Origin of the sequence: Prevotella sp. CAG:592, assembly GCF_000436015.1 — a bacterium.
GTDB classification, from domain to species: domain Bacteria; phylum Bacteroidota; class Bacteroidia; order Bacteroidales; family Bacteroidaceae; genus Prevotella; species Prevotella pectinovora.
Genome location: NZ_FR892538.1, coordinates 1 through 4,804 on the forward strand (window position 1 = coordinate 1; position 4,804 = coordinate 4,804).

The 4,804-nt window shown below is 46.6% G+C and carries 4 protein-coding genes; all 4 read left to right on the top strand.

Annotated elements, in window-relative coordinates:
* Positions 1 to 267 precede the first annotated feature (267 nt).
* The 4 genes from QVO99_RS03530 (at position 268) to dapA (ending at position 4,607) form a co-directional block, all read left to right on the top strand.
* Positions 268 to 1,803 (top strand): RapZ C-terminal domain-containing protein, encoded by a 1,536-nt coding sequence (locus QVO99_RS03530; RefSeq protein WP_022316221.1) that lies wholly within the window; start codon positions 268 to 270, stop codon positions 1,801 to 1,803.
* Between the two features lie 99 nt (positions 1,804 to 1,902).
* Positions 1,903 to 2,646 carry a tRNA pseudouridine(38-40) synthase TruA gene (truA, locus tag QVO99_RS03535; RefSeq protein ID WP_022316222.1) on the top strand — a complete coding sequence of 248 codons (744 nt, stop codon included), beginning with the start codon at positions 1,903 to 1,905 and terminating at the stop codon, positions 2,644 to 2,646.
* A gap of 53 nt (positions 2,647 to 2,699) precedes the next feature.
* Positions 2,700 to 3,617 (top strand): DMT family transporter, encoded by a 918-nt coding sequence (locus QVO99_RS03540; RefSeq protein WP_022316223.1) that lies wholly within the window; start codon positions 2,700 to 2,702, stop codon positions 3,615 to 3,617.
* 105 nt (positions 3,618 to 3,722) lie between these two features.
* Positions 3,723 to 4,607 carry a 4-hydroxy-tetrahydrodipicolinate synthase gene (gene dapA, locus QVO99_RS03545; RefSeq protein ID WP_022316224.1) on the top strand — a complete coding sequence of 295 codons (885 nt, stop codon included), beginning with the start codon at positions 3,723 to 3,725 and terminating at the stop codon, positions 4,605 to 4,607.
* Positions 4,608 to 4,804: the final 197 nt, after the last annotated feature.

The following is a 4,804-nucleotide window of genomic DNA, read 5'->3' on the forward strand; positions in this document are numbered from 1 at the left end:
ACTGCTTCGTTTTCCTCCTACTCGATTCTTTTATCACTAATTTATAATTTTCTTGTCAAATAATTTGGCAGTGATGAAAGTTATTCATAATTTTGTGGCGTAAATAAAAGAAGAATATATTAGCATAATAATATAACATTATTTTTTGATTTGTTTTAGTAGATTAGTTTTTAAGTAGTTTGTTTTTGAAAATCGGTTGTCGTGAGACATCCGATTTTTTTTGTATCTATATATTTGTATGTTGAATTATTTGCGTACTTTTGCATCATGGAAAAGCTCATAGAACTTTATGCAGGATGGTCGGGTGAGAAACCCGCCAAAACGGAGAAGATTGCGGGAGCTGGCAGCAACCGTGAGTATTACAGATTTACGGATGCGGCAGGCAAGACTGTAATAGGAGTCATTGGAACAAGTCGCGACGAGAACCACGCCTTCATATATCTTGCCGAACATTTTAACTCGATGAAACTTCCGGTGCCTACCGTTCTTTGTGTTTCGGATGATGAGCTGCGCTATCTGCAGACCGACCTTGGCGGCACTTCGCTCTACGATGCTCTCAAGGCAGGACGGGATGCAGGTGGACGCTATACACGGAAAGAGAAGCAGTTGCTCGTGAACACCATACGAGAGTTGCCGGCTATACAGATGCAGGGAGCTGTGGGGCTGGACTGGAGCAATTGTTATCCGCAGCCTGAGTTTAACCAGGACAGTGTGCTCTTCGATCTCAATTACTTCAAGTATTGTTTTCTGAAACCTACAGACCTCGACTTCCATGAGCTGAAGCTTGAGGCAAATTTCAGACTCTTTGCCAAAGACCTGACATCAGAAAACACCGACTCTTTCCTCTATCGTGATTTTCAGGCACGCAACATTATGCTCGATGATGCCGGCAATCCATATTTTATAGATTTCCAAGGCGGCAGGAAAGGACCTTTCTATTATGACATCGCCTCCTTTCTCTGGCAGGCATCTGCGAAATATCCGCATAAGCTGCGACGCGAACTGATATATGAGTATTATCATTCGCTGAAGAATTATACTGAAGTTCCTTCGGTGAGGCATTTCGTGGAGAGATTGTCACTCTTCGTGTTGTTCCGCACGCTGCAAGTGCTCGGTGCATACGGTTTCCGCGGATATTTCGAACGTAAGAAATATTTCATCGACAGTATTCCTGCGGCTATGCAGAACCTGAGAGAACTGTTGGAACTCGACGTGTTCCACTATCCATATATGATAGACATGCTGAAGCGTCTCACACAGTTGCCGCAGTTTTCTCCCAAGGAAGAACCGCGCCAGAGTCGCACTGACGGACTCAAGACCGATGACGCTTCTATCTTCAAGGGACATCCGCAGGATGGTCCTGCCACATTCTCGAAGTATGACGGCAGGGGACCTCTCGTCGTAAGGGTATTCAGCTTTTCATTCCGCAAGGGCATTCCGGAAGATGAGTCAGGCAACGGCGGTGGTTATGTGTTTGACTGTCGCAGCACCCATAACCCCGGTCGTTATGAGCCATACAAGAAATTGACAGGGCTCGATGAACCGGTAATCCGATTCCTGGAGGACGACGGTGAGATACTGACATTCCTCGACAGCGTGTATAAGTTGGCAGACGCTCATGTGGCTCGCTATATGCAGCGCGGCTTCACCGACCTGATGTTCAGTTTTGGTTGCACAGGCGGTCAGCATCGCAGTGTGTATTCTGCACAACACCTTGCTGAGCATCTCAACCAGAAGTTCGGAATAGAAGTGAGGGTGGTGCATAGAGAGCAGAATATCTCACAGGTGTTGGAGAGAAGATAAATGACAAGTAGACGAGTAGACAAGTTGACGAGTAGACAAGTAGACAAGGCTCATTCCATGTCGTATCGTTCTCGTAATCTTTATAATATAAAAACTTTCATGCAAAGATATTTCATTTATTTGAGTTATGACGGCACCTCATATCACGGTTGGCAGGTGCAGCCCAATGGCAATTCTGTTCAGGAGGAGCTGCAGCGTGCCCTCTCGACATTGCTTCGCGAGAAGAAGGAAGTGGTGGGAGCCGGTAGAACCGATGCCGGTGTGCATGCCCGTGTGATGGTAGCACATTTCGAGCATGACGCATCCGTTGATTGTCCCCAACTCGCATACAAGCTCAACAGACTGCTGCCGCGCGACATCTCCGTGATGAAGGTCATTCCGGTGGATGCTGATATGCATGCACGTTTCAGTGCCACGAAGCGCACCTATCATTATTATATACACACGCGTAAAGATCCGTTCCATCGCTTCTTCTCGTGTGAGACACATTACGACCTCGACTTCACATTGATGAACAAGGCAGCTTCGCTGTTGCTTTCGGCTTCCGACTTTGCTGCATTCTGCAAGACACATACCGATGTGAAGACCACTATATGCAGGGTGACAAGAGCCGAATGGGTGGACGACGGCGGTGGCTGTTGGCATTTCGTCATATCTGCCGACAGGTTCTTGCGTAATATGGTGAGAGCCGTAGTCGGTACGCTCATCGAGGTGGGGCGCCATCGCATGACTCTGGAACAGTTTCAGTGCGTGATAGAAGGCAAAAACCGCTGCAAGGCAGGCGAGAGCATGCCAGGCAATGCTCTCTTTCTTGAAGACGTGAAGTATCCTTTTGATGAGTAAGAAGATGAACCGTCAACTGGTCTACAATAAACAATAAAAAAATATATATAATCATGTGGCTGATATTAGCATTCTTATCAGCGACGCTTCTCGGATTCTATGACTCCTTCAAGAAGCAGTCGCTGCGCGACAATGCTGTAATTCCGGTATTGTTTCTCAACACGTTGTTTTCATCATTGATTTTCCTGCCGTTCATCCTCTTGTCGTCAAGCACCACGGTGCTCGACGGGTCGATATTCCATGTGGCATCCGGAGGATGGGAGGTCCACAAATATATAATCGGCAAGAGCTTTATCGTATTATCCTCCTGGATATTCGGATATTTCGGTATGAAGCATCTGCCTCTTACTATTGTCGGACCAATCAATGCCACCCGTCCTGTAATGGTATTGGTGGGAGCCTTGCTCGTCTTTGGCGAACGGCTCAACGTTTATCAGTGGATTGGTGTGGCGCTGGCTGTCGCATCCTTTTTCATGCTCAGCAGAAGCGGCAAGAAGGAGGGCATCGACTTCAAACACGACAAGTGGATATATTTCATCATCCTTGCCGCTGTGCTCGGTGCTGTCAGCGGACTCTACGACAAATACCTCATGGCACCGCAAGATAAAGGTGGAGTGGGGCTCAACAGTATGATGGTGCAGAGCTGGTACAACATCTATCAGTGCTTCATGATGCTCGTTATGATGCTCGTTTTGTGGTATCCCAAGCGCAACACCACTACGCCCTTCCGCTGGCATTGGGGAATCATCTTCATCAGCATCTTCCTCAGTGCGGCAGATTTCGTATATTTCTATGCCCTCAGTTTCCCCGATGCCATGATAAGTATCGTGTCGATGGTGCGCAGAGGCAGTGTGATAGTATCGTTCCTTTTCGGTGCCGTGTTGCTTCATGAAAAGAATCTCAAGAGCAAGATGGTAGACCTTCTTCTTGTGCTTTTGGGTATGGTATTCTTATATATAGGCAGCAAATAATCTCGTGATGTTGCCGAATTTGAATTTTAGGGCGCAAAATGTTTTGCAAATAACGTATAAAATAGTACATTTGCAATAGAATATTAATATGAAATCATAACCATTATGTCTCAAAACATATTCAAGGGCCTCGGAATAGCCCTTATAACGCCCTTTAATGCGTCTGGCGCTGTAGATTATGTAGTACTCAAGCAGCTGGTGGAATATCAGTTGAAAAATGGCGCAGATTTCTTTTGCATCCTCGCCACCACAGGCGAGACCCCGACTCTGACAGATGACGAGAAGCAGAGGATCAAGGAACTTGTAGTAGAAGTAGTGGCAGGCAGAGTGCCGATTCTCATGGGATGTGGCGGAAACAATACTGCAGCCATCGTTGAGGAACTCCATACGCGCGATTTCTCAGGTATCGATGGAATATTGAGCGTTTGCCCTTATTACAACAAGCCTTCGCAGGAAGGACTATACCAGCATTTCAAGACTATTGCCAATGCCACAGACATGAAAGTGGTGCTCTATAACGTTCCTGGCAGAACGGGTGTCAACATGAAGGCGGAAACCACTGTTCGTCTGGCTCGCGACTGCAAGAACATTGTCGCCGTGAAAGAGGCGAGTGGCAATCTGGAGCAGGTGGACGAGATTATAAAGAACAAGCCCGACACCTTTGATGTTATCAGCGGTGACGATGCTTTGACATTCCCGATGATAGCCTGTGGAGCGGTTGGTGTAATCTCCGTAATCGGCAATGCTTTGCCCAAGGAGTTCTCACGTATGTTGAGGCTGGAGCAGAATGGAGAGTTTGAGCCGGCACGCAAGATACACCACATGTTTACCGATCTCTTCAATCTCCTGTTCGTGGACGGTAATCCTGCCGGTGTGAAGGCGATGCTCCATGAGATGGGAATGATAGAGAATGTGTTGCGTCTTCCTCTTGTGCCGACGCGTCTCACCACGATGCAGAAAATCAGTGAGTGTCTGAAGTTCAGACTCTGAACAACATATTTTGAATCTTTGGTTTAGATCATTGAATAAGTTCCTTAGGTTGGGTCTCATTTGTTGGGATTCAGCCTATTTTCATATTCGGCAGCATACTATTATAAGAATAGAAGGTCAGCCCTTATGTAGCTTGCAATAGTTTTACCTGACAGTAATGAACAAGACATAATCCAAGAAAGCCCTAATGGCCGATT

Excerpts from the sequence above, each read along its gene's own strand:
- QVO99_RS03530 (WP_022316221.1), top strand. The coding sequence starts at position 268 with ATGGAAAAGCTCATAGAACTTTATGCAGGATGGTCGGGTGAGAAACCC.
- truA (WP_022316222.1), top strand. The coding sequence starts at position 1,903 with ATGCAAAGATATTTCATTTATTTGAGTTATGACGGCACCTCATATCAC.
- QVO99_RS03540 (WP_022316223.1), top strand. The coding sequence starts at position 2,700 with ATGTGGCTGATATTAGCATTCTTATCAGCGACGCTTCTCGGATTCTAT.
- dapA (WP_022316224.1), top strand. The coding sequence starts at position 3,723 with ATGTCTCAAAACATATTCAAGGGCCTCGGAATAGCCCTTATAACGCCC.